Raw genomic sequence first — 274 nt, forward strand, 5'->3', positions numbered from 1 at the left:
TTGTTGTATTGCTTGTCATCTAGATTTCGATGTCAATATATGAACCGAGGTAGTAATTGCTAAACTATTTTTAGAATTATGTGCATCCATAAAGAATTTGCATTTTAGATACAATTCATGGAGCAGTGCATGTCTGCTTCGTCTTTCAGGTTCGGTTCCCGGGGGGGTGCGGCTTGTAGATGGTTCCGACCTAACCCCATCTTTGCCATCGGCGTCCCACTTTTTCCGCTTATCATCATCTTCTGAATTAGTCGGAGGTTTCCATTCAACTGTT

Annotated in this window: 1 protein-coding gene; it reads right to left on the reverse strand. The window is 42.0% G+C overall.

Annotation, left to right across the window (positions count from 1 at the left end; all coding sequences use genetic code 11):
* Positions 1-15 precede the first annotated feature (15 nt).
* The coding region (locus CVH10_RS26825) for a hypothetical protein (RefSeq protein ID WP_219924902.1) at positions 16-274 on the reverse strand (259 nt) is incomplete at its 5' end.

It is taken from the genome of Halomonas sp. ND22Bw (genome assembly GCF_003011945.1).
GTDB lineage: Bacteria > Pseudomonadota > Gammaproteobacteria > Pseudomonadales > Halomonadaceae > Halomonas > Halomonas halophila.